This is a genomic window from Candidatus Villigracilis proximus (assembly GCF_016717045.1).
GTDB lineage: Bacteria > Chloroflexota > Anaerolineae > Anaerolineales > Villigracilaceae > Villigracilis > Villigracilis proximus.
On sequence record NZ_JADJUO010000021.1, the window covers coordinates 14,165 to 40,385 of the forward strand.

Here is a 26,221-nt window from a genome sequence, read left to right on the forward strand (position 1 = left end):
CTGGTTTCAACTGGCACAAAAATAGTAAGGTAAAATAATCCGCTTTCCCAAAGCCAATATTCTGCGGAGAATACTTTGTAGTTTTTCCCCGCTTACATGAAAAGAACGATCAAGAGGATTTCCGTGGACGAAATATCAGTACCCAACCAACCCAGCTCAAATACAAGCCTCGAACAGGAGACGTCCATCCGCCGGACGTTTGCGATCATTTCGCATCCGGATGCAGGCAAAACCACATTAACCGAAAAGCTGCTGCTCTATGGCAATGCCATTGAACTGGCTGGCAATGTGCGCGCCAAGCGCAATCAACGCAGCACTACCTCAGACTGGATGGCGATGGAGCGCGAGCGCGGTATTTCCATCACCTCCACCATCCTGCAATTTCCATATAAAGGTCATGTCATTAATCTGCTGGACACTCCCGGCCATCAGGATTTTTCTGAAGATACCTACCGCACCCTTTCCGCCGTGGACAGCGCCGTGATGGTACTTGATGCCGCGAAAGGCATTGAGCCGCAAACACGAAAATTGTTTGAAGTCTGCCATAAGCACAACATCCCGATCTTTACCTTCATCAACAAAATGGATCGCCCCGCCCGCCCGCCGCTCGAACTGCTGGACGAGATCGAATCCATTCTGGGCATGGAACCTGTCCCGATGAATTGGCCGATCGGTGATGGTCCGCAGTTTCGCGGAGTCTATGACCGCTACTCGAAGGGAGTCTATCTCTACGAGCGCACGGCACGCAACGAAACCATGGCCATCGAAGAATTTGTGCCGATCAGCGAAATCCACAATACAACGCACATCTCTGAAAATGAACAAAAACGCATCGATGATGACATTCAACTTTTGGATGGCCTCGGCATTACCTTTGAAGTTGAACGCCTGCGCAAGATGGAACAGACTCCTGTATTCTTCGGCAGCGCGTTGACCAACTTTGGCGTGCGTTTGTTCTTAAACGCCTTCGTTAAATTTGCTCCTCCGCCGCAGCCCTATTTAAGCGATGAAGAATTGATCTCGCCCAACCGCCCCGAGTTCTCAGGCTATGTCTTCAAGATACAGGCCAACATGAATCCCAAGCACCGTGACAGCGTGGCGTTTTTGCGGGTTTGCTCGGGCCGCTTCGAGCGCGGACTTGTCACCACGCATGCCCAAAGCGGCGGCACTGTGCGTTTGATGCGCCCCTATAAACTTTTTGCGAATGAGCGTGAGATCGTGGATGAAGCCTTCCCCGGCGATGTGGTGGGCATTCCAAACAATGGAACGCTTGGCATAGGAGACACACTGTATGCCGGTTCTCCAGTCCGCTTTGCGGCGATGCCGCACTTTCAGCCTGAGCATTTTGCCTTGTTGAAAAACACAGACTTAAATAAACAAAAGCAGTTTACAAAAGGATTACAGCAGCTTGAAAGCGAAGGCGGCGTGCAGGTTTTTTACAACGCGAATGCCTTCAAGCGCGAGCCAATTCTGGCGGTGGTGGGACAACTGCAATTCGATGTGGTGCAGGCCAGATTGGAAATGGAATACAACGTTCCAACTGTGATCGAACGCCTGCCGCATGTTTTTGCGCGCTGGGTCGAAGGGACGGAAGAAGCCTTCAAGAATCTGCCTTCGCGCACAGAGGTAATGCTCGCCCGCGATTCTGAGAATCGCATGGTCGCCTTGTTTAGTTCCGCTTTTCATTTGAAGTATTACACTGAAAAACACCCCGAAGTGACATTTAAAGAAATGGGTTGATCTGCTTCGATAAATACAATCAAAGAGACCAGAGACGTACAAGTCTCTGGTCTCTTTTTATATCTCACGGCCCCCATCTGGGTTGATAGTCACAATATTCGTTGTTGGTCAGGCGACGCAAGTCTGTGCCGTCCACGCGCATGATGTAGATCTCACAGCCGTGGACTTCGTACCGGTCAAAGTAGGAAGTGAAAGCCACCCACTGACCATCAGGTGAAAAGGACGGCCCTTGCGAATTGCCGCCTGCCGGTGAAATTTGACGTTGTTCAGAGCCATCGGGATTCATGGCGAATAGTTCACGCATCCACGGTTTGCCGGAATACGTGACAATCAAATTTAAAGGTGACCAGTCACTTCGTCCGCGCAGATCGGGCAATTGACTGACCTGACGCAGGCCGGTGCCGTCTGTGTTGATAATGAATAATTGGGTCAGGTTATCAACAACGGATGCAAATAAAATTTGTTTTCCATCGGGCGACCAGGTTGGGTCAATGGCTCTATCGGGAGAAACTTCTCGCGGATTATCGCCATCACGATCAATGAGCCATGTTGTGGGTCTTTCGGGGTCAATATAAAAACGGGTTAATACAATCGTTGTGCCATCGGGCGATATTTCAGGTGCGTTCAGATCGCCCAAGGCAAAAGTTAATTGTTTAATTTCGTTTGTGGAAAAATTCAACTCGTAAATTTCGTAGTGTTTGGTTTGTTCATTATAAGCAGAATAGACAACACTTTGCCCATCGGGTGAAATGGACGGATAAAAATGACGAATAGTATCTTCAGAGGTCAGGCGGCGATAATCTGTCCCATTGGCATTGACAACGCAGATCTGTTCGCTGGAAACATCTTTGAATAATTGACAGGTAAAAGCGATCTTACCCGTTGGTTCAGTTAATGCAGCAGGTGCTGGCGCAGCAGCCGTGGCAGTCGGAGAAACCGACAGCGGCGTACTGGCTTGTAGTGTGGCTGGCAGGTTGAGGGCGGGGGGTGAAGCGGGCGCAGGTAAATTACAGGCCGCCACAAAAATCATCGATCCGATAAAAATAAGAATATATTTATTCATCATCCATCCCGGTTAAGTAGATTAAGCATTCTACACCATCCCATTATCAACTTGCATATCTGCAATGCAAAACGTTGCTGTAATCATCCTGCAAGGTATTCTATTCATATTGGTGCTATAGTAATAAATATAAACGACATCCGATAAAGGCAAACCTGGTGAAAACCAGCGACGCAAAGCCACGGGTCTACCGTCACTCATCAAGTGACCACGATCGCCAGGCCGCCGAAGATCACAAAATTACTTGTGTTTATTCGGCCTGGCTTATCACAAGTCAGGCTTTTTTTATCAGGATGGCTGATATACCTTGATCGTTCCTGTTTTACAAGCGCAGACCCAATGAAAAACGAGTCTGCAAAAGGAGAAAGCCATGTTCCGCAATTTCAAAGTTTTACTAACCGTTATGGTTATCGTCATCGTTTCAGCAAGCGCCTATGCCTTCGCTGCGCAAAATACAGTAGCAGACAGCGCCGCCGGTTACAAGGCGAATGTGATCCCGGTTACACAGTGACCAACATCGCGTATGAGCTGGATGCAACCGACCCGACTCTGGTGGATGCAATCACGTTTGCAGTCGCGCCAAGCAGCGGGACCGTAGTTGCCGCGACTGTTAAAGTGCAGACCGCCACTTCCGGCTCATGGACCACCTGCACACTCGTCGCCGGTACCGCCCCATCCATGACCGCCACCTGCACGTTTACAGATCTTGAACTCATCGACCTGACCGCGTTGAATATTGTGGCCAGCAGCAGCGCCGACGCCCCGTAAGAACTGCGAATCAACAAAATCTTAATTGCTTCACCTTAAAGGCAGGGACTGGTCTATGCCAGTCCCTGTTTTTCAAAAAATCAAGCACTCATTCAAACTCTGTCCATCCCGTATGAAACACGCTCAACGCCGACCTTCCATTTTCTCAAACCTGACCCTGATCTTTGGATTGATAATTATTTGGGCCGCCTTCGCGCCCTCCAAACTTGGCGGACAAACCTCGTATGTGATGGTCAATGGCATCAGCATGGAGCCGCGCTATCATACCGGCGATCTGGTTATCATCCGCAAAGCACAGACTTACAAAATCGGGGATGTGGTCACATATCACGATGCCGAAATGGGCGCGTATGTCATTCACCGCATCATTGGCACCGATCAGGGACAGTTTGTGATCAAGGGCGATAATAATTCATGGATCGATGCCTATCAGCCCACCCAGAATGAGATCATCGGCAAACAATGGATCTATGTGCCGGGGGCGGGACGGGTAACGCAATGGTTCCGAAAACCGATCAATCTGTCACTTGCTGTCTTTTTGCTGGGAGGTGTTTTTATGACCCGTGTGATCGCCAAGCCGCCAAAAAATCAAAAGGGAACAAACCGCCCGCCGATTAATTTTGGCGGAATGCTCGAACCCGCATCATATTTGATGGGATTTTTATTTATCGGATTCCTCGGCTTGTCCATTTTCTCCTTCTCACGGCCAGCCACCCGCACCGCAGATACCATTCCCTATCAACAGGATGGAGAATACACCTATTCTGCAACCGGAACACCCGGAGTCTACGACACAGAGATGGTACGCACAGGTGAGCCTGTCTTTCCCAAATTCGCCTGTTTCCTTAATATCGGACTCGCCTATAACATTTCAGGAAATCAACTTCAAAACGTCAGCGGGAACAGCCAGATATTCGCGCGCATCATGGATGAACCAAGCGGCTGGCAGCGCACAATTCCACTACTTTCACAAACAGCATTTACCGGCAGTTCCAACTTCAACATGGCAACCCTCGACCTTTGTGAACTGGAAGCGTTGGTAAATCTGGTTGAACAGGAAACCGGCTTACGCACAAACACCTACACAGTTGAGATCGTTACAAATATCGTATTCACCGCCACCTCCGCAGGCCAGGCCATCGCGGGCACATTTGACCCAACACTGGCCTTCAAGTATGACAAAGTACATTTTTATCCTGCCAACACAAATGCAGAGATCAACTCCATGCACATCACAAAAGAAGGTCTTGCAGGAAGCGCGGATATGCAAGCCAACACCCTCTCGTTTTTGGGATGGGAAGCCACCGTTAATTTCATTCGCATGTCTTCCCTGATCGGGCTGGGAATTTCGCTCAGCGGCCTGATCCTGATCGGACTGTTCATTTTTAAGACAGCCCGTCAAAGCACAGATGCGTTGATCCATTTACGCCACGGGTCGCTGATGGTGGATATTTACGAAAAAGATCTGCAACCCACAGCAACCACCATTGATGTCACCAGCATGAATGACCTCGCGAAAATTGCCGAACAGCAGGGAAGCATGATCCTGCACATGACCCGTAATTTTCTGCATTACTATCTGGTTCAAAACAACGGCATCACCTATCGCTACGTGATCAGCACCGGGAAAAAGGGAATCACAGAAACCGACGAGCAGCCCGAACCCATCGCCGCCGCTGCAGAAAACAAACAACCTGCTGAAAAATCCGCCCGCGCACAAACACCAAAACACCGAATGACGATCCAAAAAAAGAACAACGGAAAACCCAAGTCTGCTCAAAACAAAACACCGCAGCCCGCGATCGTGGAGCAGGAATGGCAGATCGCCGAAGAAACGCCCGAATACATCATTCACACAGGCGCGATTGGATTTGTCATGCCGGAGACGGAAATATTAAAAAAAAATCGGACGATAAAAATAACCCGCGCATCGACTCTTAATCTGTAAACTGGTCAGCTCCATCAACATTCCCAAACTGACAGATTCCACCGCCGCAAAATATCACGCACCCATAACCAAATGCAGGGGTAGACATCCCTGCTTGCAAAATCCACAGGGCGGATTTCAGGTCATATCAGCAAAAAATCACATCTGTATTCCAATCATCGATTCATCCGGCTTGCCGTTATACTTGACTATAAATTTCAACGGCAGACAATCAATGAGTCGGGATATACAATTCATTGATCTTTGAAAAAACCCAACCCGCTGATATTTTTCTTACGAAACTCTTACCGCCAGATCAACATTCAAGATTTAAAATCCCGTCCGAAAACACCATCGGAATCATTCCATTTTCCCGCAGGAGATCCTCATGACAGACACAGCTCATTCACCCGAACAATTTTCTTTCAAAGCAGAGACCAAGCAGCTGCTTAATATTTTGATCCATTCGTTGTATAAAGACCGCGAGGTTTTTCTGCGTGAGTTGCTCTCGAATGCATCTGATGCGCTTAACCGTCTGCGCTTTGAGATGGTGACCAATCACAACGTGCTCGACTCCGCCGCAGAGTTGAATATCCGCATCACAGTGGATAAAGATGCGCGCACGCTGGTTATTCAAGATACAGGCATCGGCCTGACGCACGATGAAATGATCGAGAATCTCGGTACGATCGCTCAATCTGGTGCGCGCAAATTTTTGGATGCGACCAAGGATCAGAAAACAGACTTTGCCCAGTTGATCGGTCAATTTGGCGTGGGATTCTATTCGGTGTTCATGGTGGCGGAATGGGTACGGGTCACGTCACATTCATTTGATCCGCAGGCTGAAGCGGTGAGTTGGTACGCCACAGGTGATGATACCTATCAGATCGAAAAAGCAGAGATGAGCGAAAGAGGGACGCGCATCGAGATCAAACTCAAAGAGGATGCGGCTGAATTCGCCGAGGAACATCGCGTTAAGAACATCATCCACAAGCATTCAGATTACATCGGCTTCCCGATCTATGTGGGCGAAAGCAAGGACGCGGTCAACAAACAGACTTCGCTCTGGCGCACCTCCAAACAGGAAGTGAGCGCGGAACAGTATCAGGAGTTTTACCGCCAGACCACTCTGGATTTTGAAGAACCGCTGACTCACATTCACATCGCCACTGATGCGCCGGTGCAGTTGTACGCGTTGTTGTACATTCCGGGCAAAGCCGAACGCGGCATGTTCTCTTCCAGAAAAGAAGATGGATTGAAGTTATACACGCGCAATATTTTGATCGATGAATATAACAAAGACCTGCTGCCCGAATATTTGCGCTTCGTGCAGGGCGTGGTCGATTCGGAAGATCTGCCGTTGAATGTTTCGCGAGAAACTGTTCAGTCAAGTGGATTGATGCCGAAGCTGAAAAAGGTACTTACAAATCAGGTCATTCGAGAGTTGGAAAATATCGCGAAGAACAATACCGAAAAATATAACGCCTTCTGGCAGGAGTTCGGTTTGTATTTGAAACAGGGCATCGCCGCCAACCCGATGGAGACGGATACCATTAATCCGCTGCTGCGCTTCAAGACGAATTTGAATCCCGAAGCGTGGTCATCACTTGAAGATTATGTTTCACGTCTCAAGGAAGGCCAAACGGAAATCTTCTATATCATTGGTGAAGATCCGAAGTCTGTGCTGCGCAGTCCGCATTTGGAATATTTCCATTCACAAGGCACCGAAGTGCTGCTGCTGACCGATCCGCTGGATTCGTTTATGCTGATGGGTTTGCGCAAATATAAAGAGTTTGAATTAAAGAATGTAGCGCAGGCCGATGTGGATACAAGCAAGAAATCACAAGACGAGCCCGAAGCCGAAAAGATCGCCGATGAAGATTTCAACACACTGATCGAACGCTTCAAAGAAGTGCTCGGTGAAAATGTGGCCGATGTGCGCGCCAGCACCCGCCTTTCGCAATCGGTGTCACGTCTCACTGACCCTGACGGAACGATGAACCCTGAGTTGCAGCGGGTGTATAAATATCTCGGCAAGGAATATGAAATTCCCAAGAAGGTCCTGGAGTTGAACCCGTCACATCCGATGTTGAAGAAACTGCTCAAACTTGAATCCGGCTCCGAGCTGCAAAACGTGATCATCGAGCAGATATTCGATAGCGCGCTGCTGGTCGAAGGCCTACACCCCGACCCATCGAGCATCGCCGCGCGCGTACAACAGATCATGGAAGCGGCGCTCGCCAATCAGTGATTTACATGACATGCAAATGGAGTCGTCCGCTTTTGCGGGCGGCTCCATTTTTTATATGGAAAATCCACCTGATAAACAGAGATGAACAGAGATAAATAATGATTTAATATATCCGTTTATCTCTGATTAAAAACAGGTAGAGGAAACATTAACATGGATATTCAAAACGCATACAACGAATGGTCTGGAATCTACGACTCGAATACAAATCTGACCCGTGATCTCGATCAGGATATAACCCGCAGCCTGCTCGCCAACCTGCAAGTGGACTCTACCCTGGAGCTGGGATGCGGCACCGGCAAGAATACGGTCTTCCTTGCGCAGATCAGCGGGCAAGTCCATGCGCTGGATTTTTCATCAGGCATGATCGAGAAGGCCAAAGAAAAAGTGCAGACTGATAACGTCAAGTTCTCCGTTGCAGACCTGACTCAGCGCTGGCCTTGTGACGATCAATCTTATGATCTTATTTCCTGTAATCTGGTGCTTGAGCATATTCAACAACTCCCCCACATTTTCTCTGAGGCGGCGCGTGTACTCAAAGTAAAAGGCATCTTTCTGATCAATGAACTGCATCCGTTTAAGCAATACAAGGGAACCAAAGCCAAATTTGAACGGGGCGAGGAAATTATCGAAGTGGATGCCTTTGTGCATCACATCTCAGATTTCACCAATGCCGCATCAAACAGTGGATTAAAACTGCTGAAGTTAAATGAATACTGGCATGCGGATGATGAGAACAAACCGCCGCGCATTGTGTCGTTTCTTTTCGAGAAGTAAACTCCCCATCGATGGAGATCAAAAATCTTACAGCATTGTAATTGACTCACACCCGCTTATACTGTACACTGTAATTACTCCGATGGGGAGTAGCCGCCCAACTTTTTTGGGACGAGCAGTCGTCATGACGGAAAGAAATTTCCCGGCTGCCTGATTGAAAACGCAAGACCATCGCTTTCTATAGCGCTGGTCTTTTTTTATTTTCTAAATGGAGGCATTGTGAAAACCCAGTTTGTGTTCTTTTTGCTCGATCTTCTGCTGGTTTCGGCGTATCTTTTGGCGTTGATCCAACAACATATTTCCAGGACCTTCGCCAAAGTTGGAAATCGTTGACCATTCCATGAAAACGAAAACACGCGGCGAAGCGGAGGCAGAGATCACCCAGGCGGTTGTCAAGTTCGAGAAGGAATATCTCGGGCATGGGCCGCTCGATGCCCGGACCTTCTTTGTCAACGATATGGTGTTGATCCGTTTGCGCGGTGTACTCACGGCAGGCGATCGTAAACTGGCTGAAACCCGCGAAGGACAGGCCTTGCTTAAAGAAACGCGCCGCCATCTGTTTGAATCGTCCATTCCTATATTCGAGGAAATGATCGTACAGGTCATCGGCTGCAAGTTGATCAGTCTGCACACAGATCTAAGTTCCAAGACAGGCGAGCGTATTATTGTTATAACCACCGACAAGAATCTGGAATCACTTTACCGGTAAACAATTTAATCCGGAAGACAAGGCGAAGCGCAGGCTTTTTCACAAGGCAGGCGAGTCGCAAAGTAGGCCGGCATTTCTCCCGCAGCATGGGAGGAGTGCCGGTATTTTTAATCTACGAAAAGGAGATTCCCATGTCCACTCACTCGACACACCCTGTTCTTCGAAGGTTCTGGAAGCCCGTTGCCATCACCGGCGCAGGCGGTACGGCAGTTGCCATCTGGTTCGAGGAAATTTTGATATTCGGCCAGGACATCCTTGCATTGATCTTTCTGCCTATTATGGCAGGCGTGATCTATTTGCTGGATATTTTCATTTTCAAATCCCGCCTGCCACGGCGTGAAGATATGGAAACCCCAATTGATAAAGGAGCAAAAAAATAATCTTATGCAAACGAAACTCTGGCACACCCAAACCATTGATGAAGCTTTTACACAACTTAACAGCCAACCGATTGGGTTGAGCGCTGCCGAAGCGGAGACGCGGCTGCAGGAATACGGCCTGAACGAATTGGTAGCCGCACACCGTGTTTCGCCGTGGGAAATTTTACTGGAACAGTTCAAGAATGTACTTATCCTGATCCTGCTTGGTGCAACAGCGATCTCGCTTTTCCTTGGGCATGGCGTGGAATCCATTGTCATTGCTGTCATCGTGTTGTTTGCGGTGTGATTGGGATTTGTGCAGGAATACCGCGCCGAGCGTGCGATTGAAGCGCTGCGCCAGATGGCGGCTCCCACAGCTACTGTTTTGCGCAACGGTCTGGAGATAAAGATCCCGGCGAAGGAACTGGTACCGGGCGATGTGATCATTCTGCATACGGGTGACCGTGTTCCGGCGGATGCGCGCCTGCTGGAGTCGATCAACTTGCAGGTGGAGGAAGCGGCGCTCACAGGTGAGTCGGTGCCTGTGGAAAAGCATGTCCGCGCGCTGGGAGATGAAGACCTATCCGTAGGCGACCGCAAGAATATGGTCTATGCCGGAACAGCGGTCACATACGGGCGCGGACTGGCTTTGGTGGCTGCGACCGCCATGCAGACCGAGTTCGGCAAGATCGCGCAATTGCTGCAAACTGTTGAAACCGGTAAAACTCCGCTGCAACAAAATTTGGACAAAGTGGGCTCGGTGTTGGCGCGTGCGGCTTTGGTGGTCGTGGCGATCATCGTTGCGGTGGGATTATTCCGCGGGCAGCCGTTCATTGAAATGCTGATCTTTGGCATTGCGCTGGCGGTGGCAGTTGTGCCGGAAGCCTTGCCCGCTGTGGTGACGATTTCACTGGCGATCGGTGTGCAGAAGATGGTGAAGCGCAACGCTCTTATCCGACGACTGCCCGCTGTTGAGACGCTTGGCAGCACCTCTGTCATTTGCTCGGACAAAACCGGCACATTGACCAAAGATGAGATGACCGTGCGCCGGATCTTTTCGGGCGGACAGATGTTCAAGGTTTCGGGAGCGGGATATGCCCCGGAGGGAGTCTTCTCCGTCGATGGCGGAACAGCTGTCCCCCCGACTGAGGCGCTTAATCTGATGTTGACCGCCGCCACTCTCGCGTCTGATACTCATCTTATTAATGGGGAAAATGATTCGGGAAATTTTTGGGATATTAAAGGCGATCCGACCGAAGGAGCTTTGATCGTGGCTGCGGCAAAAGCCGGGCTGCAAAAGGAAGCGCTTGACGCCGATTTTCCACGGGTACATGAAATCCCATTCACATCTGAGACAAAACGCATGACCACGCTGCACACTGTCAACGATGGATTGACGGCCTATGCCAAAGGCGCGCCGGAAGTGATCATTGACAGTTGTGATTTTGTGTTGACCGACAACGGAGTTGGTCCGCTGGATGCCGAAGGGAAAACACATATCCTGGAACAGGCCGAGGTAATGGCTGGCGAGGCGCTGCGTGTTTTGGCGATCTCCACAAAGACAAATACCTCGCTTGAACATTCGGAAACCAGCATGACCTTTTTAGGGTTGGCAGGCATGATCGATCCGCCGCGGCTTGAAGCAAAGGCTGCGATTGCGTTATGCACAGACGCGGGAATCCGCCCGGTGATGATCACTGGTGACCATCCTGTAACGGCGCAGGCTGTAGCGCGTGAGTTGGGACTGCTGTATAACGGCGGACGTGTGGTGACTGGCGCGGAACTGGAGGATATGTCTGATGAGCAGTTCCAGCGCGAGGTGGAGAATATCAGTGTATACGCGCGGGTGTCGCCAGCGCATAAATTGCGGGTTGTGACTGCCTGGCAGGAGCGTGGACATATTGTGGCGATGACGGGTGACGGCGTGAACGATGCGCCGGCGCTCAAGAAAGCGGATATCGGCATTGCGATGGGAATCACCGGCACGGATGTGACGAAGGAAGCCGCCGCCATGACGTTGACCGATGATAACTTCGCTTCGATCGTGGCCGCAGTGGAAGAGGGACGCGGTGTATTTGGCAACATCAAAAAATATTTGATGTATCTGATCTCTTCGAACATCGGGGAGATCGGGTTGATGGCCGGGTCGGCGTTGATGGGACTGCCCCTGCCTTTGACTGCGGTTCAAATTTTGTACGTCAACCTGGCTACGGATGGGTTGCCCGCTCTGGCGCTTTCGGTAGACCCGCCTGAAAAAGATTTGATGAAGCGCAAGCCACGCGATCCGCGCACGGGGATTTTCACACGCCCCGTGGTGACCTTGATGGTCTTGGGCGGACTGTGGTCAACGATGATCAATCTGGGGCTGTTTACCTGGGCGCTAAACTCAGGCCGCGGACAGGAAGAAGCGATGACGATGACCTTTGTGTCGCTGGTGCTGATCCAATTCTTCAAGGCTTATAACTTCCGTTCAGACCGTCATTCGGTGTTGAACAAGCCGTTCGAGAACAGATGGTTGAATCTGGCGGTGGGTTGGGAAATGGTGCTGCTGGTGTTAATTATTTACGTTCCGTTCTTACACGAAGCCTTCAGCACCTACGCTTTACCGCTGATGGATTGGTTGATCGTCATTGTTTTATCTGTGACGATCGTGCCGGTATTGGAAATTGCAAAGTGGTTTGAACGAAGGGGCTGGTTTGGAGTAGTGGACTAAACACGATGAAATAAAAACACACCTCGAAAAAATAATTTCGAGGTGTGTTTTTTTATAGAAAAGCTGAACGCAGATGAACGTTAGACAGTATTACTTCGCTGCTTCCAACATTCTGAATATCATTGGGCTGAGGTAGGGGATGAGCCAGATGAACCAGACAGCAATGCTGAACCTGTGAAAGTTGGCGATCATCTTTTCGTTTTTTCGCACAAGCACAAAGGTCGCCCAGATCGCGTGGACAAACATCAGCACAATGGCGAGCACGCCTGAAAATCCATGAACATCGTAGCTCATACCGCCTACGAAATCGAACATGAGGCCGGTGCCCCAGGTGTCGCAGATCAATCCAAACCAAAAGAAGACGGTGTGCCAGGCTTTAAGCCTGCCTTGAATTCGTTCGCTCCACACGCCAATTGAATAGAAGATCAGGGCTAAATTGATAACGATCACAGCAGTGGAATTCATTAGGGGTTCCCTCCAAAAGGTTTCAGAACATTTCCATCTTGAATATGATGCAGATCAAAACAGACAGTCAGCCTGCTTTTGGAAAATACGATCACTCAATTTTTCCGGCGAAGCGGGTATCTGCGATTAGGCCGATCAACAGCCCGAGGAAAGTGAAAAAAAATTTGAAGGCCAATATTCGGGACGAGAAATCCCAGGGCTTTTGCCAGACCCATAGTTGATCAGCATCTGTCAGCGCGAGTGAGACCACCCAGGGAGTGCCCGCAGACTTGGATGTGCTGCCCGGTGTATTTTCAGCGAACACAGTGGACGTGAGACAGGTCTTGATCTTGCGAAACAACGGGTAGACAAAGTAATCGTTCAGACATTGACCCTCACCTGCCGTAGTGGTGTCGCTTGGGCGACGGCGGGAACCTCATCCACCTGTTCCCAGCAGGGATCAGTCCCCAGGCATGGGTAGAGGATATGATACGTGTTCTTATCCGCGGCCATGACCCAGAACTCATTGCCATACGGCTGCATGCCAAGCACCTGTTCCACAGGTTGGGGAAAATAATCCACGGGCTTCCAAAAGCTGTTTCCGCCCATGAACCAGAAATTACTCAACAGAAAACCGGCCAGTGAGCCAAAAATAATATAGCTTAAAAGTATAAAAAGTCTTTTCTTTGAATTCATACCATTCCAAAACCCCTTGGCCCGCGCTTGCCTTGATCGTGCTGATTTTATAGTTAACAGGCTGTCATTTACCAGCCCGACGACAAGTATTTTATCCTAAAGCCTCCTCTCCCGCTTGATATAGGATGGCCTAGGATGCGATAGGATCGGTTATAGGACCGATAAAGGAGGACTATAGGGAAAAACGCGAATGCAGCTTTTACAGATTTGGGGCGAATTTTACCTGGACCCACTTCCCGCAAAGCGAAGCTCGCCTAAGACTCCTTCCATGGCTATTCCAAGGTCAGAAAACCTTTAACGATTTCCGAAAAGGCAAATATACGAATAATTTTTGGAAATTCGGCGCTTTTCCAAGCACGTCATAAAAGTTAATGCTCGTCAATCTACGTGAGAAAGCCATGACTCTTTCAAAATTCCACCTGCCAATTCCAAAAGCAGGACAGACTTTAAAACAAAAACCGCACGCTTATCACCTGCGTTTTTTATAGCTCTTCTAATGCTTCCCTCTTCTACCGCCTGAAAAACCCAGGATGACAAACACGACCGCCACTCCAAGCAGGAAACCAAGATTGTAAAGCGGCCCGGTATTGAAGACATCGTACATCTGTATTTCGGGACTAAAAAACGAGATGAACAGAGTCACAGGGGAAATGATCCCATGCCAGAGTCCGGTAAGAAGACCGGAGACAACCCGGCCTTCCGCCGGCTTATTAAGCTCAGGGTTGGGACCCGGGAGAGTAAACTCTATCTGAGTATCAGATTTACCAAGTTCCGCACTCGAATCCTTCGAGCCGGTGGTACAAGCTGTCAGCGTAACAAGTAGTAGTGCAAATATAATAAAAACATTTTTTTTCTTCATCTTCTTTACCTCTTTAAGCCGTTCCATTCCAAAAGCGGACTACTCTATAGCCGACAGATTCCAGATAGCGGGTGCGTTCTGCATCGTATTGCTGTTGCTGTGGTTCAAGGTGGTGACTGCCATCCAGTTCGATGATGAGTTTCTTTTTGATGGAGACGAAGTCAACAATATAATTGCCGATGGCGTGCTGTCTGCGAAAATTTATGCCGTTTAGTTGATCGCCGCGTAAATATGACCAGAGCTTTTTCTCTGCGGGAGTGAGTTCTTTGCAGTTCAATTGCGAACTATTCTGTCCCATTTGGGGGAAGTGCCCGCAGGGCGGAGGGGGCCACAAATTCTTAACCTACTCTAATCGAATGACGCAATTTATGCTTTAGAATGTCTTTACTCCGATGGGGAGTAGCGCCCGAATTTTTCGGGAAGAACAGCCGTCAAGACGGAAAGAGATTTCCCGGCTGTTTGAAAGAAAACGCAAGACCATCGCCTTCCTGGCGGTGGTCTTTTTTTATTTTTAAAGGAGAAAAAATGCCAGAACGAACTTCACAGGTTGTCCGTATGGGACAGTTGAAAGGGGCAAAAATAAAGATCAAGGAAGTTAAGAATGACGGCTTGCATGAATACGTTGCCATCGTTAACCGCGGAACGGTGACTCAGCCAATGTCTGGCTGGGTACTCGCCAGCCTGCGTGGACAGGCGTTTTATCCATTTGCAGACGATCTGATATTGGAGCCTGAGATGATCGTAAAAATTCAGAGCGGACAGTTGGAGCCGAAAGCAGCACAGGCAGAACAGGGCGCTTTGAAAAAATTATTGTGGACCATCGGTCAGGTTTGGAATAACCACAGCGATACTGCAATTTTGTTTGACGCAAACGGTGTGGAAGTTGACCGGCTTTCCTATCCGTACGAGCGTGTGATGGGAAGCAGTGCCAACCGTCGAAAAATTTTGATCGCGGGTGATGGCGGATTTGAAATTGTCAACGATTCGATGTCCCGCTCCAAAAAGGTAACGCGGAAATAAAACAGCGCGTGGACAAAAGCATTTAGAACAGGAGATCACTCAAATTGGACTTTCTAGAAGAGTTGTTTGAAATTGGCAAGCGCAAATATCAAAAAAGCGGCGGGGTCTTTCATGACAAAGACCATAAAGATGACGACCACGATGACGACGATGATGACAAGCGCCGTCAATATCCAATCAGGTCGTATCCCCAGCCACCTGCCTATCGCCCGCAGGTGACTTCAAACCCTGTGGTGTTTTTATCGAATATCGTTTGCCGCAGGTGTTCCACGCAGACTGTTCAGGGCGCAAAGTTTTGTCATAGCTGCGGAACAACCATCGAGCGGATTCTGAAGTGTGACAGTTGCGGTTCGAAATTGCCCCTCAATGAATCGCTCTGCACTCAATGTGGATATGGAAATTAATTAACGTCAATAATGGACAAGGAATACCCACCGCAGCCCGCAGGGTAATAAGACGCAGAGTTCACACACCTGCCCTGGCGGGCGGTGCCAGGGAGATTTAAGAGAGGTTTTCTCGGCGCTCTCTGCGACTCTGCGGTTAGAAATAAAGGAGTTTACAAATGGCAGCACAAAAGAAAAAACGCAAACGTGACATTGAGAAGAACTACCCCGTAAAACAGTTTGTCAAAAAACTGCGGCGTCTAGCGGACTGTATCGAGCAGGGACAGAAGTTTCAGATCCAAGTGGCAGGCGAGCGGATTTCCATCCCCGCTGCTGCGATCATCAACATTGAACATGAGCGCCTCCTCGGAAGAAATTGAGTTCCAGCTTACGTGGCCGCTTGAAAAAGAAGGTAAAAAAGTAAGTTATATAGGAAAATAAGTTAATTGAGTCTGGTGCAAAACTCAGCCCCCACCCGTCCCCCCAAATGGGACAAGCTATATATGGTTAATATAAAAAGCTTTTCTGTCCCATTTGGGGGAGGTTCCCGCTAGGGCGGAGGGGGCCTCTCCGGCCATTCCTGCTGCTTGTCCTATCTCCACATTCCTCAACATACATAACGCCTAATTTATTTTTACTAAACACACAAAGAAATCATATAGATCTAAGTGCTAAATTAATTTATATTTTCTTTTAGAAAAACCCTTAACGATTCTGGCATTTTTGTTCTCGGTCCCAAAATTTCAATCGCATTTTCTTCGCCAATTTGTGTTCTCATTTTTAAGCTTTCACCTTTAGAGAGTTGCTTACGAATAACTTCATAAAGCTGATTGATAAATTTTACAAAAAACCATAACTCAAATTTACCACGAGTATATTGTTTAGGTTCGCTTGACGAAATCTCCTTATATAAAGCCTTTATATCTTTCTTGAAGCTACTCGGTGTAGAAGCTGAGCACACCTTTTCTATATATGCCTGTAATTTGTCTTTTTCAACCCCTTCAAAACACATCTGATTGTTAGTAGAACCTATTTTGACATGTTAATATTTTGCAAAACGGGTCTTCCCCCATTCCGTTTTAACGTAAATAATCCAAGACGACAAAAAAAGAGACCAATCGTAAAATCTCACCAACTCTTGCTGGAATTGCTTTTCAACTTTCGCATAAGGGAATGTTACATTTGTAAAATTGAATATCTCCTCCCAAACGCGCAAAAGCATCTCATTAGACACAATGTAATTCTCTATTGAATAATAGTCTGTTACATGGATTTTAGGAGATGCAGGAAATGTTTCTCCTAAATAATTTGAAAAATCTTTGTCAACAAAGAATATAACTATTATATTGTCTCTTCCAGATTCCACTACCTTTTCGTAAGTCTTATATACTTCTTCTTTATTTCCACACTTGTATGCTTTAAGATGTTTACCCTCTTTAATATACTGTGCTATAAAACCTTTGTAAAAAGAGAAATCATCATGCCCTTCAAAAAACGCATGGACGTCTTCAGGATAGTCAGGAAAGTTTTTAATGAATTCTTGAAACGCAGTCGCCGCACTTTCTCTTGAGTATCTTAATTCATCGACGAATGACATTGCGATTCTCCACAAACTCTTCGAGCGAATGTGTATACCTGTCAAGTTCGTTTTCAAATATAAAAGGCGAATGCGTCACTGCAATCAAACCTGTACACTTACCTGAGTTCAATATGTCAGGCAAAAATCGACGTTGCCAAGGAACCGACAATGACAATTCTGGTTCATCCATAACAACAAAAAACCATTTTGCCCAGAGAAATATATGTGAGAGAAAAGCGATACTATTTGCTTTTCTCCTGACGAAAGCATTTTCATTTCTATTTCTTGCACTAGATTCTTTGATGAACTTTGTTGTATTTGTATTCGATATTCAAGATCATCATAAATCATCGTTTTGTTAGATACAGATAAATATTGATTGCATAGCTCAACAAAATCTCTGATATCTTTTTCGACACTGTGTTGCGCCTGGTATAAATTGATAAGAAGTGTAGAAAAATGCACCGCCACTTTGTCGTCATCTGTAATTTCCCCACTCTTTTTTATTTTAGCAATAATAGCACGCAGCTTTTTCTTTACATTCTCTGTAAGAATATCCTTGGGTATACGCCGCAAAATAGCGTCAATAGTAGGACGCTCGTCAGGTGGGGCTGAACTATCTAAAACTGTTTCTTCAATCTGCTTAAGAGAGGAAAGCAAATCGGTTGACTTAAAAGCACCTTCTATAACATCGTTTAGATAACTACCTGCTAATGCACTAAACCCATTACGGACATTATCTTTTACTTGTACCATACGATCTTGAATAGACTTTTCGACATCAGCCATGCCAAACTCAACAAGCTCTGTATAACCTGTGCGTTTTATTCGACGTGATAACCGATCCTTAATTCTTTCAGTCATCTCTGTACCTATTTCCGGGAAAATAGACTGCAAATCTTGTTCAATTCTTCTATACGTTGGAAGGTATAAAATTTGAGCTTCAAAAGCTTTTGCTATTATTTCATCTATCTTGTGAATCTTTTCCGACTGAGAATCTGAATATTGAATAGACTCCATTAATAGCGAGTAAGGAATTCCCATCTCTCTCGCAGTCAATATGGCTTTTTCTTTATTATTTATTAGCTCATCAACCGAAACATCCTTCAATAAAATATCAATATCTCTTCGCATTCGAGGAGAAAATCTTCGAAACACTGTAGGGTCTATTCTAGCAATATCCTCTCGTTCAACAACTATTTCCTCGCCATCCAACGTTACAATAATTTTTTTGAAATCAAAACCTGTCATTCGGTGCCACTGGCGAGTAATAAAGAAGTAAATAAAATTGGCAACAGTACTTTTCCCAGTACCGTTTTCTCCAACAATAACCAACTTATTATCTTTAATTTTGACGTTGATGTTTTTGGAGTTATGAAGTGCTTCGATTTTAAAATTAGTTATTATTCCGCTCATTTGGTCTCCAAGTGTTTTAGCTGAAGGAATATTGATTGCTATTTACAATTGTAATCTAAACCAGTTTTGTAAATCCCCCCTAAAACCCTTCCGCCCTCGCTTCGCGGGGCACCTCCCCCAAATGGGACAGAAAACTTCTCATGTTAACCATGTGTAACATGTCCCATTTGGGGGAGGCTGGGAGGGGGTTAAAATCCCTGCGCCACGTACTCACCCCACACACCTCTCAGCGTATTGCAGATCTCACCGAGCGTGATGTCATTCTCCACACATTCAATGAACAACGGCATCAAATTGTCAGTGCCTTTGGCCGCGTCCACCAACTTCCCTAATAACTCATCAACTCGTTCCTTATTTCTCGTCTCTCGTAACTTCCTCAACTTCTCACGCTGTCCCAACTCAATCGACGGGTCAACCTGCAAACGTTCCAATGTAAGAACTTCATCCACGTTGAATTGATTGACGCCCACCACGACCTGCTCTTTGCGTTCGATCTCCTGCTGCGCGGCGTAGGCGGCGTTTTGAATTTCGTTTTGCATAAATCCGCGCTCAATGGATTGCAGCGCGCCGCCCATCTCGTCGATCTTGGCGATGTAATCGAGCGCGCCTTTTTCGATCTCGTCGGTCAGATGTTCGATCAGATACGAACCCGCCAGCGGATCAATTGAGTCCGCCACGCCTGATTCGTAGGCGATGATCTGCTGGGTACGCAGCGCCACACGCACCGATTTCTCGGTCGGCAGCCAGAGGGCTTCGTCCATGCTGTGGCGCGCCGCGCGGAACTTGGCCACTTCTTCCAAGCAGGTTGTTGTGCGCGTTGAAGAAGAACGAGAGCTGCCCCGCAAAATCGTCCATGTTCAAACCCGCCGCGAGAGCCGCCTCTACATACGCGATACCATCCGCCAGCGTGAAGGCCACTTCCTGCACAGCGGTCGAGCCTGCTTCGCGGATGTGATAGCCCGAGATCGAGATCGTGTTCCAATACGGAACTTCTTTTGCACAGAATGAAAAGATATCGGTGATGAGTCGCATCGAAGGCGCAGGCGGGAAAATATATGTTCCGCGCGCCACGTACTCTTTGAGAATATCGTTCTGGATCGTACCGCGCAGTTGGCGCATGTCCGCACCCTGACGCTTCGCCACCGCAATATACATCGCCAGCAAAACACCTGCGGGCGCATTGATCGTCATGGATGTTGAAACTTTATCAAGCGGAATTTGATCGTACAACTGCATCATGTCGTGGATGGAAGAAATGGACACGCCCACCTTCCCGACCTCTCCCTGCGCGATCGGATCATCCGCATCATACCCAATTTGAGTTGGGAGGTCGAAAGCGACACTCAGCCCCGTTTGGCCTTGCGCTAACAAATAGCGATAACGCTTATTGGATTCCTCCGCCGTCGAAAACCCCGCATACTGACGCATCGTCCAAAAACGCGAACGATACATCGTCGGCTGCACCCCGCGCGTATATGGATACTCCCCGGGGAAACCTAATTTATCAAGATAAGCATCTTGCATGCTGACATCGTGCCCGTAGGGTAGCGGAGGGACAGCGCTCTCCTGTCCCGTAGTCGAAGCACCCGAAGCCGAAGCGCCCGTATCGAAACCAGGCAATGCCAGTCGCGGCACCTCAAGTCCCGACGAATATTCAAAACGTTCCTTGCGCTCCTTGAATTTCTCCAAAGACTTCTTAAGCGCATTTTCTTTCCATTTGTTGTATTGATCATTGAGAGTCATTGTTTTGTGCCTCTATAGTCATAGATTTTTGGACGCTGATGAACGCAGAAAACGCAGATTTTATTTTTTGGTTCAACAAGATCAGCATTCCACTTCGCGCTTGTTTTTTAAATCAGCGGAAATCAGCGTTCATCTGCGTCCCGATTATCTTTTGTTTTGTTATGCTCAATCTGTTTTTATATTGATGGTTGATTGTCGTCTTTAATACCTTATGCGAAAAAAAATTGGACGCTGATGAACGCAGAAAACGCAGATTTTTCTTTTTGTTCAGTGCAATCAGCGTTCATCTGCGTCCTGATTGTCTTTTGTTTTGTTCCGGGCAGATGCCAGCTCATTTGCTGCACTGGTTTGAAAGATCGTATCCAAAAGCTTTTTCTTTTTATCAGCGCAATCAGCGTTCATCTGCGTCCTGATTGTCTTTTGTTTTGTTCCGGGCAGATCCAGCTCATTTGCTGCACTGGTTTTTAAAGATCGTATCCAAAAGCTTTTTTCTTTTTATCAGCGCAATCAGCGTTCATCTGCGTCCTGATTGTCTTTTGTTTTGTTCTGGGCAACCAACCACTCTTTGCGCGCATTGTCGAAAGACCGTCTTTTTGTTTCGGGTTTCGGTCCAAAATTAAGTAACAAACCGACTTCGTAAGAGGTTGCTTTTAGATAGTTCAAGAGTTGTGCTTCGTGCTCGTCAATCAAACTCTTTACAGCTTTTATTTCCAAGATCACCAAATCATTGACAACCAAATCCGCATAATACTCCCCAATCTGTTCACCTGCATAATACACCTTGATCGGGAATTCCTTTTTTGTAAACATTCTCAAGAAAGCCATAACCCAACGCAGAATACACTGCATAAAAAGCACCAATGATCTGTTCTGTTAATTCTGAGTGTTTATAAAGTCCTGAACTGTATATAGGCTTCTTATCCACAAATTCCTCCAAATCAATAAATCAGCGACCCGCTTCGCGTCCATCCTCTTGATCCTTCGTGGTTAATTGAATTTGCATCAAGTATAAAGCCAATACTCCGCCTTCGGAATTGGACAAATACAGGAAGATTAATAGACGAAAGTCACATGTCTTAATGAGACAAGAATGCTAAACTTTCTTCATATCATAAAGGAGTCTCATCAATATGGGCAATAAAACCTTATTGTATATCGGAGCGGGGATATTACTTCTGATCGGCATTTGTCTCTTTGGATACGGCATCTTAAGCGTTATCGGTTCCACCGCCTCACCGGATAAAGCATCGTGGCTTGGTTTCGGCATTGTCTTTGCGTTGGTCGGCGCGGTTTTCCTCGGGGCCGGGATTCTGCTCATCGTGCGGAATCAGGCCAGGGGCGGGGCAGGAAGCGGAGATAACGTCACATACAAGATCGATCTCCCATCCCAGACAAAGATCGAAGAAATGAAATGCCGCAGCTGCGGGGCAGTCTCAAAGCGGACAATGTAAAAATGATCGCAGGCGCGCCCACCGTGGAATGTCCATTTTGCGGCACCACCTATCAAGTTAACTGAAGAACCCCGGTGGTAAACGCGTTCAGTATTGGAGGTTGTATGAAAAAATTTTCTGATCGCATTCGTGATCTTGCTAACGGTGGGGACCACAGTAAATGTTTCTGCGCAAGACCTGCCCTATCTGTTTCGTGTGAACAAGGAAACTGTCAACGTCTACTGGAATTCAGATGGCACACAAAGTCTCGACTACACATGGTCATTCACCAATCAGGCAAACTCGCATCCAATCGACTTTGTAGATGTGGGCATGCCCAACTATAACTTTCAAGAAAATACGATCAAAGCTGATGTAGATGGCGTGCCTGTTTCAATTTCAACCAGTGACTATCAGGGAAACGGCTCCGGCTTTGCAATCGTAATGGGAAATAAAACCATCCCGGCAGGCGGCACGGGCACAGTCCATGTCTATGTCGGCACGATCACAAATGTGCTCTACCCCGATGACGAAGATGAAACTTACACCAGCGCCACCTTTGCACCAAGCTGGTTCGGCTCGCAATATGTGGAAGGCACCACCGATTTCACCATGACCTTTCATCTGCCGCCGAACATGAAAGAAGAAGAACCCCGCTGGCATGCAGCGCCCAACGGATTCCCATCCGAACCGCAATCGGTCTACGATGCAGAGAACCGCGTCACCTACACCTGGTATGCCCCGGCCGCCAGCGCATCAGATTACTACTTATTCGGCTCCTCCTTTCCGCGCAGCTATGTCCCCGCCGATAGTATTTATGTTGTTCCTCCCAAGCCTTTGATCAGTGAAGATACGATCTTTACTTTACTCTGCGGTGGTTTCTTCGCTTTTATATTCATCGTCATTCCCGCCATCACTGCCATTGCAGGACGGCGGCGCAAAATGCAATACATGCCGCCCAGAGTCGCCATCGAAGGTCACGGCATCAAGCGCGGATTAACCGCCGTCGAAACCGCCATCTTAATGGAACAACCGCTTGATAAGGTCATGACCATGATCCTCTTTGGCACGCTCAAGAAGAACGCCGCCGAAGTGGTCACCCGCGATCCGCTGGAGATCAAATCTGCATCTCCAATTCCCGATGGTCTGCATGAATATGAATTGGGCTTTCTGAGAGCCTTCAACGAAACCGACAAAAAAACACGTCAGGGCATGTTACAGCAAATGATGGTTGCGCTCGTTAAGCAAGTCTCCGAAAAAATGAAGGGCTTCAGCCGCAAGGAAACCCTCGACTATTACAAAGCCATCATGGAAAAAGCCTGGGCACAGATCGAAGCCGCCGACACTCCCGAAGTCAAAAGCCAGAAACTGGATGAAACTCTCGAGTGGACCATGCTCGACAAAGATTACGATGACCGCACGCGCCGCATCGGTCCCGTATTTGCCCCGCTCTGGTGGGGACGTTACAACCCGACTTACGCCCCGCGTCCCACCCAAACTGCCAGCGGACTCCCAACCGCCAAGCCGAGTCAGCCCTCGGGCAGTGGCCGCTCCGCGTTACCCGGCGCCGACTTCGCCGCACAGATGGTCACCGGCGTACAGACCTTCTCGCAAAAAGTCGTTGGCAACGTCAACACCTTCACTGAAAGAGTCACCGGCGCAACCAACCCGCCCCCCAAACCCACCTCAAGCGGACGAAGCGGCGGGCGCGGCAGCGGCGGCGGACGTTCCTGTGCCTGCGCTTGTGCCTGTGCGGGCTGCGCCTGTGCCTGTGCCGGCGGCGGAAGATAGACCGGAATCCAACGTCCCCAGACGTTGGGTTCAAGAACAGCATGGAAAACAATATCTTTACAAAAGCGCCTCACAACCCGCCGCATTTATTTTTGCCCAATACGCTTTACATGCTAACTGCCTCCACATATCAGCATCAATACATCATGCAAGCACCAGACCGCAAGCAGCAATGGATCGAAGCGTTTCTGAAATCGGCGGAGATATATAACTGGAAAATCATTGCATGGGTTGTCTTAAGCACACACTATCATGCAATTGTTCAGTCACCGGAAAATGCAAAAACGCTCTCAAAGTTTATTGGCAGTTATCATAAATATACGGCGCGTCTCTGGAACCAGGAAGATAAACAAAGCAGCCGAAAAGTCTGGTGGAACTATTGGGACACCTGTCTTCTCTCGGAATATGAATACTACAACAGACTGCGATATGTGTTTTGGAACCCTGTAAAACACGGGTTGGTAAACAACCCTGAAGATTATTTATTTAGCAGCTATAAAGATTTTCTTATGGAATGGCAAGTGGATTTTAACTTTACAAATTTAGATGAGGTAAACGATGTCCCTGAATTTTAATACGTTGAAAAACAGTATGCAAAATCTTCTATCTCTCGGAAAGCCGGCTCAAAGTCTGGCTCAAAGTCTGGGGACTTTGGACTCCGGGCGTCTTTATCATTATGTCCGCGAAAACGAACACGAGAAATCACGCATCCACTTAAGATTGGATGAAGACGGCACCGGCACATTGATCGTCAACGCCAACAGCATCATGCACTTAAATCCAACCGCCGCATTGATGGCATGGATGATCCTTGAAAGAAAGACTCAAGAGGAAAGTATTCAAATCCTTTCCAAAAAATATAACGCGCCCAAAGCACAGTTAAAAGATGATCTTTCAAGCTTCCTCTTTCAATTCGAAGAAATGATCCGCCCGGATGGTGCCTGCGCCATTCACGATCTCGACCTCGAAATGAACATGCCCTTCAGCGCCCGTCCATCCGCGCCCTACCGCATGGACCTGGCCGTCACCTATCGCTGCAACAACGACTGTGCGCATTGCTACAACGCCCGCGAAAGAAACTTCCCCGAGCTCACCACCAACCAGTGGAAAAAAATTCTCGATCAACTCTGGGACCTCGGTGTGCCGCACATCGTCTTCACCGGCGGAGAAGCCACGCTCAGAAACGATCTACCAGAGCTGATTCAACACGCAGAAAAGAATGGCCAGATCACAGGGCTGAATACGAACGCGCGCCGCCTGATCGATATGGATTACGTCAAGCAGCTGGTCGATGCCGGCCTCGACCATGTCCAGATCACCGTCGAATCCTGCGTGCCTGAAATTCACGATGAAATGATGCGGGCCAAAGGCGCCTTCAAACAAACCATCACCGGCCTCAACAACGTCCTCGCCACAAAACTTTATGTGATGACCAACACCACCATGCTGCGCACCAACATCCACACCATTCCCGCCACATTGGATTTTCTTGCCGACAACGGAGTCCCCACCATCGGGCTCAACGCCCTCATCCTCTCGGGTCAAGGCCTGACCGTTGTAACGGGCCTGCACGAAATTGAATTGCAGCCCATCCTCGACATTGCCACCCAAAAAACCGCCGCCCGTGGACAAAAGCTGATCTGGTACACACCCACCCAATATTGTCAGTTTGACCCCACCGCCCACAACCTCGGCGTAAAAGGCTGCACCGCCGCGCTGTACAGCATGTGCATTGAATCCAATGGAAATGTGCTGCCCTGCCAATCGTATTATCATCCGCTCGGCAACATGCTCACCGACTCGTGGGACTCGATCTGGAATCACAAACTATCCACGCAACTGCGTGAAAGACAGAACCTGCCCTTCAAATGTGAAACCTGTTCACTCGTAGCCGAATGCGGCGGCGGATGCCCATTACAATTCGAAAACCACCGCGAAGAATTCGGCGTCAACCTGCCAGTACTAGGCTAAGAGAACATTTAAGTAAACTGCTTTGAATTGACCCAAACTAGCCCAACACTAAGCGCCAGTGGGTTTGATTTCGCGTCCGAGAAAAATCCGGGCAATTTTCGAATTCGTGGCAAAGGTTTTGGCATTTTGAGTACATTAGCATGACATTCGACGTCTGACCTTCGACTTTCGACTTTTTTTCATCCTTCATCCTTTATAATTCATAATTCATCCCCGGAGCCCCATGCCCGAACACGAATGGATCAAAGAATTTCCCGCCGCCATCACCGTCTGTGACACAGAAGGCATCATCCTTGAAATGAACGACAAAGCCGCCAAAACTTTTGAAAAAGACGGCGGATATAAATTAGTCGGCTCGAACATGCTCGATTGTCATCCCGACCCCGCACGCGAAAAAGACCGAAAGGCTGCTGGCCGCACAAATCAAAAATGTATACACCATCGAAAAGAACGGAGTCAAAAAACTCATCTATCAATCTCCGTGGTATAAAGAGGGTACCTATGCCGGCTTCGTGGAACTCTCTCTAGAAATTCCACTAGGAATGCCGCACTTCATCCGCCCTGGTTAATATTTTCACTTTG

Annotated in this window: 25 protein-coding genes, 3 pseudogenes and 1 riboswitch; of the genes and pseudogenes, 17 read left to right on the forward strand and 11 right to left on the reverse strand. The window is 48.0% G+C overall.

The features are described 5' to 3' along the window. Window positions 1-123: 123 nt before the first annotated feature. A complete protein-coding gene (locus tag IPL71_RS19860; protein ID WP_345324641.1) occupies window positions 124-1,740 on the forward strand; it encodes a peptide chain release factor 3 in 1,617 nt (538 codons plus the stop codon). A 64-nt stretch (window positions 1,741-1,804) separates the two neighbouring features. Here the strand turns inward: IPL71_RS19860 and IPL71_RS19865 are convergent, their stop codons facing one another. After that, on the reverse strand, window positions 1,805-2,806 hold the full coding sequence (locus tag IPL71_RS19865) for a TolB family protein (RefSeq protein WP_345324643.1): 1,002 nt from the start codon (window positions 2,804-2,806) through the stop codon (window positions 1,805-1,807). A gap of 135 nt (window positions 2,807-2,941) precedes the next feature. Further along, window positions 2,942-3,033: riboswitch (cyclic di-GMP riboswitch) on the forward strand. A 140-nt stretch (window positions 3,034-3,173) separates the two neighbouring features. On the opposite strand from IPL71_RS19865, the gene IPL71_RS19870 reads away from it, so the two are divergent. The 8 genes and pseudogenes from IPL71_RS19870 to IPL71_RS19905 all read left to right on the forward strand — a co-directional run bounded on the left by IPL71_RS19870 (window position 3,174) and on the right by IPL71_RS19905 (window position 12,307). Next, window positions 3,174-3,314 (forward strand): hypothetical protein, encoded by a 141-nt coding sequence (locus IPL71_RS19870; protein WP_345324645.1) that lies wholly within the window; start codon window positions 3,174-3,176, stop codon window positions 3,312-3,314. Then, entirely contained in the window at window positions 3,311-3,571 is a 261-nt protein-coding gene (locus tag IPL71_RS19875; RefSeq protein WP_345324647.1) for a hypothetical protein, read from the forward strand. Before IPL71_RS19870 ends, IPL71_RS19875 begins: the two co-directional genes overlap by 4 nt. 112 nt (window positions 3,572-3,683) lie before the next feature. After that, window positions 3,684-5,519, forward strand: a complete 1,836-nt coding sequence (locus tag IPL71_RS19880; RefSeq protein ID WP_345324649.1) for a signal peptidase I — start codon at window positions 3,684-3,686, stop codon at window positions 5,517-5,519. Between the two features lie 367 nt (window positions 5,520-5,886). Further along, on the forward strand, window positions 5,887-7,749 hold the full coding sequence (gene htpG, locus IPL71_RS19885; RefSeq protein WP_345324650.1) for a molecular chaperone HtpG: 1,863 nt from the start codon (window positions 5,887-5,889) through the stop codon (window positions 7,747-7,749). Window positions 7,750-7,902: 153 nt separating this feature from the next. Further along, entirely contained in the window at window positions 7,903-8,526 is a 624-nt protein-coding gene (locus tag IPL71_RS19890) for a class I SAM-dependent methyltransferase (protein ID WP_345324652.1), read from the forward strand. Between the two features lie 340 nt (window positions 8,527-8,866). Beyond that, window positions 8,867-9,235, forward strand: coding sequence for a Na-translocating system protein MpsC family protein (locus tag IPL71_RS19895; protein WP_345324653.1), 369 nt, complete (start codon window positions 8,867-8,869; stop codon window positions 9,233-9,235). 131 nt (window positions 9,236-9,366) lie between these two features. Then, a complete protein-coding gene (locus IPL71_RS19900) occupies window positions 9,367-9,615 on the forward strand; it encodes a hypothetical protein (protein WP_345324655.1) in 249 nt (82 codons plus the stop codon). A 4-nt stretch (window positions 9,616-9,619) separates the two neighbouring features. Beyond that, window positions 9,620-12,307 (forward strand): annotated as a pseudogene (locus tag IPL71_RS19905) (cation-translocating P-type ATPase). Window positions 12,308-12,397: 90 nt separating this feature from the next. Here the strand turns inward: IPL71_RS19905 and IPL71_RS19910 are convergent. The 5 genes from IPL71_RS19910 to IPL71_RS19930 all read right to left on the reverse strand — a co-directional run bounded on the left by IPL71_RS19910 (window position 12,398) and on the right by IPL71_RS19930 (window position 14,583). Continuing rightward, window positions 12,398-12,772, reverse strand: a complete 375-nt coding sequence (locus IPL71_RS19910) for an HsmA family protein (protein ID WP_345324656.1) — start codon at window positions 12,770-12,772, stop codon at window positions 12,398-12,400. Window positions 12,773-12,863: 91 nt separating this feature from the next. Further along, window positions 12,864-13,112, reverse strand: coding sequence for a hypothetical protein (locus IPL71_RS19915; RefSeq protein ID WP_345324658.1), 249 nt, complete (start codon window positions 13,110-13,112; stop codon window positions 12,864-12,866). A gap of 20 nt (window positions 13,113-13,132) precedes the next feature. Then, window positions 13,133-13,447: a hypothetical protein gene (locus tag IPL71_RS19920; RefSeq protein WP_345324659.1), complete on the reverse strand. Its 315-nt coding sequence runs from the start codon at window positions 13,445-13,447 to the stop codon at window positions 13,133-13,135. A gap of 493 nt (window positions 13,448-13,940) precedes the next feature. Then, window positions 13,941-14,306, reverse strand: coding sequence for a hypothetical protein (locus tag IPL71_RS19925; protein ID WP_345324660.1), 366 nt, complete (start codon window positions 14,304-14,306; stop codon window positions 13,941-13,943). Between the two features lie 13 nt (window positions 14,307-14,319). Next, the gene (locus tag IPL71_RS19930) at window positions 14,320-14,583 is read right to left on the reverse strand and encodes an endonuclease domain-containing protein (RefSeq protein WP_345324662.1); all 264 of its coding nucleotides are present in this window, start codon (window positions 14,581-14,583) and stop codon (window positions 14,320-14,322) included. A gap of 248 nt (window positions 14,584-14,831) precedes the next feature. Here IPL71_RS19930 and IPL71_RS19935 point away from each other — a divergent pair, with 248 nt between their 5' ends. From IPL71_RS19935 to IPL71_RS19940, 3 genes are all read left to right on the forward strand, one after another. Further along, complete coding sequence (locus tag IPL71_RS19935; protein WP_345324664.1) at window positions 14,832-15,326, forward strand: lamin tail domain-containing protein; 495 nt, start codon at window positions 14,832-14,834, stop codon at window positions 15,324-15,326. A 233-nt stretch (window positions 15,327-15,559) separates the two neighbouring features. Beyond that, window positions 15,560-15,730, forward strand: a complete 171-nt coding sequence (locus IPL71_RS26160; RefSeq protein ID WP_514130827.1) for a double zinc ribbon domain-containing protein — start codon at window positions 15,560-15,562, stop codon at window positions 15,728-15,730. Between the two features lie 158 nt (window positions 15,731-15,888). Further along, window positions 15,889-16,089, forward strand: a complete 201-nt coding sequence (locus IPL71_RS19940) for an amphi-Trp domain-containing protein (protein WP_514130823.1) — start codon at window positions 15,889-15,891, stop codon at window positions 16,087-16,089. 296 nt (window positions 16,090-16,385) lie between these two features. Here IPL71_RS19940 and IPL71_RS19945 read toward each other — a convergent pair whose 3' ends face one another. The 5 genes and pseudogenes from IPL71_RS19945 to IPL71_RS19965 all read right to left on the reverse strand — a co-directional run bounded on the left by IPL71_RS19945 (window position 16,386) and on the right by IPL71_RS19965 (window position 21,372). Beyond that, window positions 16,386-16,721 carry a hypothetical protein gene (locus IPL71_RS19945; protein WP_345324666.1) on the reverse strand — a complete coding sequence of 112 codons (336 nt, stop codon included), beginning with the start codon at window positions 16,719-16,721 and terminating at the stop codon, window positions 16,386-16,388. A 30-nt stretch (window positions 16,722-16,751) separates the two neighbouring features. Then, window positions 16,752-17,306 carry a DUF4435 domain-containing protein gene (locus IPL71_RS19950; protein ID WP_345324668.1) on the reverse strand — a complete coding sequence of 185 codons (555 nt, stop codon included), beginning with the start codon at window positions 17,304-17,306 and terminating at the stop codon, window positions 16,752-16,754. 108 nt (window positions 17,307-17,414) lie between these two features. Beyond that, window positions 17,415-18,704 (reverse strand): ATP-binding cassette domain-containing protein, encoded by a 1,290-nt coding sequence (locus IPL71_RS19955; RefSeq protein WP_345324670.1) that lies wholly within the window; start codon window positions 18,702-18,704, stop codon window positions 17,415-17,417. A gap of 188 nt (window positions 18,705-18,892) precedes the next feature. Further along, window positions 18,893-20,447: pseudogene (locus tag IPL71_RS19960) on the reverse strand (acyl-CoA mutase large subunit family protein). Window positions 20,448-20,954: 507 nt separating this feature from the next. Further along, window positions 20,955-21,372: pseudogene (locus IPL71_RS19965) on the reverse strand (GxxExxY protein). Window positions 21,373-21,577: 205 nt separating this feature from the next. Between IPL71_RS19965 and IPL71_RS19970 the strand changes: the two are divergent. From IPL71_RS19970 to IPL71_RS19990, 5 genes are all read left to right on the forward strand, one after another. Further along, window positions 21,578-21,898, forward strand: coding sequence for a hypothetical protein (locus IPL71_RS19970; protein WP_345324672.1), 321 nt, complete (start codon window positions 21,578-21,580; stop codon window positions 21,896-21,898). Window positions 21,899-22,027: 129 nt separating this feature from the next. Next, window positions 22,028-23,668, forward strand: a complete 1,641-nt coding sequence (locus IPL71_RS19975; protein ID WP_345324673.1) for a hypothetical protein — start codon at window positions 22,028-22,030, stop codon at window positions 23,666-23,668. A gap of 41 nt (window positions 23,669-23,709) precedes the next feature. Further along, on the forward strand, window positions 23,710-24,243 hold the full coding sequence (locus tag IPL71_RS19980) for an REP-associated tyrosine transposase (RefSeq protein WP_345324675.1): 534 nt from the start codon (window positions 23,710-23,712) through the stop codon (window positions 24,241-24,243). Window positions 24,244-24,259: 16 nt separating this feature from the next. Further along, window positions 24,260-25,639, forward strand: a complete 1,380-nt coding sequence (locus IPL71_RS19985) for a PqqD family peptide modification chaperone (protein WP_345324676.1) — start codon at window positions 24,260-24,262, stop codon at window positions 25,637-25,639. Between the two features lie 223 nt (window positions 25,640-25,862). Further along, complete coding sequence (locus IPL71_RS19990) at window positions 25,863-26,129, forward strand: hypothetical protein (RefSeq protein WP_345324678.1); 267 nt, start codon at window positions 25,863-25,865, stop codon at window positions 26,127-26,129. The last annotated feature ends 92 nt before the right edge of the window (window positions 26,130-26,221 follow it).

Coding starts and splice junctions, on each gene's coding strand:
- IPL71_RS19865 (WP_345324643.1), bottom strand. CDS start 2,806: ATGATGAATAAATATATTCTTATTTTTATCGGATCGATGATTTTTGTG.
- IPL71_RS19870 (WP_345324645.1), top strand. CDS start 3,174: ATGTTCCGCAATTTCAAAGTTTTACTAACCGTTATGGTTATCGTCATC.
- IPL71_RS19880 (WP_345324649.1), top strand. CDS start 3,684: ATGAAACACGCTCAACGCCGACCTTCCATTTTCTCAAACCTGACCCTG.
- htpG (WP_345324650.1), top strand. CDS start 5,887: ATGACAGACACAGCTCATTCACCCGAACAATTTTCTTTCAAAGCAGAG.
- IPL71_RS19890 (WP_345324652.1), top strand. CDS start 7,903: ATGGATATTCAAAACGCATACAACGAATGGTCTGGAATCTACGACTCG.
- IPL71_RS19895 (WP_345324653.1), top strand. CDS start 8,867: ATGAAAACGAAAACACGCGGCGAAGCGGAGGCAGAGATCACCCAGGCG.
- IPL71_RS19900 (WP_345324655.1), top strand. CDS start 9,367: ATGTCCACTCACTCGACACACCCTGTTCTTCGAAGGTTCTGGAAGCCC.
- IPL71_RS19910 (WP_345324656.1), bottom strand. CDS start 12,772: ATGAATTCCACTGCTGTGATCGTTATCAATTTAGCCCTGATCTTCTAT.
- IPL71_RS19920 (WP_345324659.1), bottom strand. CDS start 13,447: ATGAATTCAAAGAAAAGACTTTTTATACTTTTAAGCTATATTATTTTT.
- IPL71_RS19925 (WP_345324660.1), bottom strand. CDS start 14,306: ATGAAGAAAAAAAATGTTTTTATTATATTTGCACTACTACTTGTTACG.
- IPL71_RS19935 (WP_345324664.1), top strand. CDS start 14,832: ATGCCAGAACGAACTTCACAGGTTGTCCGTATGGGACAGTTGAAAGGG.
- IPL71_RS19940 (WP_514130823.1), top strand. CDS start 15,889: ATGGCAGCACAAAAGAAAAAACGCAAACGTGACATTGAGAAGAACTAC.
- IPL71_RS19945 (WP_345324666.1), bottom strand. CDS start 16,721: ATGTGTTTTGAAGGGGTTGAAAAAGACAAATTACAGGCATATATAGAA.
- IPL71_RS19950 (WP_345324668.1), bottom strand. CDS start 17,306: ATGTCATTCGTCGATGAATTAAGATACTCAAGAGAAAGTGCGGCGACT.
- IPL71_RS19955 (WP_345324670.1), bottom strand. CDS start 18,704: ATGAGCGGAATAATAACTAATTTTAAAATCGAAGCACTTCATAACTCC.
- IPL71_RS19970 (WP_345324672.1), top strand. CDS start 21,578: ATGGGCAATAAAACCTTATTGTATATCGGAGCGGGGATATTACTTCTG.
- IPL71_RS19980 (WP_345324675.1), top strand. CDS start 23,710: ATGGAAAACAATATCTTTACAAAAGCGCCTCACAACCCGCCGCATTTA.
- IPL71_RS19985 (WP_345324676.1), top strand. CDS start 24,260: ATGCAAAATCTTCTATCTCTCGGAAAGCCGGCTCAAAGTCTGGCTCAA.
- IPL71_RS19990 (WP_345324678.1), top strand. CDS start 25,863: ATGCCCGAACACGAATGGATCAAAGAATTTCCCGCCGCCATCACCGTC.